Annotated in this window: 1 protein-coding gene and 1 pseudogene; both read right to left on the reverse strand. The window is 31.1% G+C overall.

Translation table 11 applies throughout. From position 1 onward, the window contains the following. Nucleotides 1–1,435: pseudogene (locus tag F1B92_RS08435) on the reverse strand (polymorphic toxin type 44 domain-containing protein); the annotation flags it as partial. Continuing rightward, nucleotides 1,432–2,010: hypothetical protein (locus tag F1B92_RS09250; protein WP_229770989.1), on the reverse strand; the 579-nt coding region annotated here is incomplete at its 5' end. The pseudogene F1B92_RS08435 and the gene F1B92_RS09250, both read right to left, overlap by 4 nt.

The raw sequence follows: 2,010 nt of genomic DNA on the forward strand, positions 1-2,010 counted from the left end.
TATCAAGCAAATTTATTTGTTCTTGTTTGGTTGTGGCGACTGAGTAAGTTTTAAGTAAATTTGCGAGATTTTCGTTTGTGGCTGCTGCTATTCTTAAGTCTCTTAAAAATCCTGTGCCTTTTAAATTTGGTCTTTTTAAGTCATTGGCTGTTAAATTTATTTCGCTTTCATCAACAAATTTGCGATTGATTGTATCGACATTGAAATTTAAATCAGCCATTAGGCTTGTTGTGCCGTCATTTTTTGTAAATGTGCTTTGTGAGATTTGAGAATTGCCGTTGCCAAGATTTAAATTTGTTTGCGTGGTCTTTAAATTTAAGCTTTCAATGCCGAGTTCGCTTAGAGATTTTAATTCGCCGTCATCGGTAATTCCGTCTGAATTATGGTCTTGCCAAATTTGGAGTTTGTCAAAGTTTTCATCTAAATTTGAAATAATGCCGTCATTGTTAGTGTCAAAGTCAGATAGGGCATTAAAGCCGTCTATGGCTAAATTTGAATTTGCTGTGCTGTTTGAAAGTGGAGTGAAATTTCCAAAAAGTTCTGAGCCGTTATCAATCAAACCATTATTATTTCTATCAAATACCAAAATTCCATCATTTGGACTTACCCAAGAGCTTCTAAATGCCACTCCGTCGCAATCGTGGTCGAAATACGCCGAGCCTGTTTTATCAGCGATTAAAGAGATTGCTCCATCATTGTCTAAATCAAGGGTGATTGGGTCGTAAAGGTCGATAATAATATCTTTTAGCCATTGTGGGGCTATGAAATCTAGGAAATTGCCAAGCGTATTGGCAAAATTTTTAAAACTATCGTTATATTTATCTATAAAAGCTCCTAATTCATTTTCGATTGCATTAAATGAATTACCCAAAAAATTAAATACTGTTCCAGAGATAGCATCATTAAGACCAATATTTGTTTCATACCCCATAACTTTGGCTAAATTTATTCCATCTAAAATTTTTTGAGAATCACTAGGATTGTCTCCTTGCCCATAGTTTAATGGATTATGCTCAAATCTATTTGTAATATCGGCTTTTACTCCTTCAAAATATTCATTTATAATACCTAATCCTAAATTAAACTGGCTATTTCCTTCGCCATTATAATCATCATCGTTATTTTTCATTTGTTGTTGTGCAGCTGCACCGGCTATTAAAAATTTTGGGTCTATTCCTAGTATTGTCCCTGCCATACCGTAGGCAAAATTGCCCAAATATTCATTACTAATTTTGCCCTCGGTTAATGCCTTGTCGCCAGTTTTATTTTTAGCGTCCCAATCTTGTCCTGTCCTGACCTTATCAGCAAATTTTTTTAAAGTCTCATCGCTACTAAGGTTGCTGTTTTTTAATGTATTTGCTTCATCAAATACATTATTTAAAAACCTTTTTTGGCTTTCAGTCAAATTATCATATATTTCATGAAAATTTGTCATTTTTTATCCTTTAAAGTGAATTTTGTAAATTTATTAAAAATAAAAGTTACAATTAATGCAATAGTAATTGAAATAAGCATTTTTGAAATGCTAAAATCCGCAAGATTAAAAAAGTGTATAAAGACAAATTTTGTGTTTATGATTGTTACTATGCATACAGAATATACGCACAGACAAAATAATATATAAAATAAATTGTCAAAATTCTTTTTTTGCAACGCAAATCTTTTTGTCTGGCGAAAAACATATCTGATACTAACGCAAATAAGCAAAAAAACAATAAAAATATTTACAAGCAAAGCAGCACCTGCAACACCAGCAGCATCAGCCATATTATTTAAATCAGCATCTTGTCCAATAAATAACATTGTCGAATATGTTAATAATAAAGCCTGTAAATTGTTATTAGGTATTTGTTTTAAAATAAGCAACACACTATCTATACTAGAAAATAAAATTTGATAGCAATCAGCAAATAAAAAAAATAAAAATATAAGGAAGAGAGCTTGAAAAAATTTATTCAAAAAAAGTTTTTCTAATTTTGTATGTTTATTTGTATTTTCCAACTTCTTTCC

Source organism: Campylobacter portucalensis, from assembly GCF_009690845.1.
Classification (GTDB): Bacteria; Campylobacterota; Campylobacteria; order Campylobacterales; family Campylobacteraceae; genus Campylobacter_B; species Campylobacter_B portucalensis.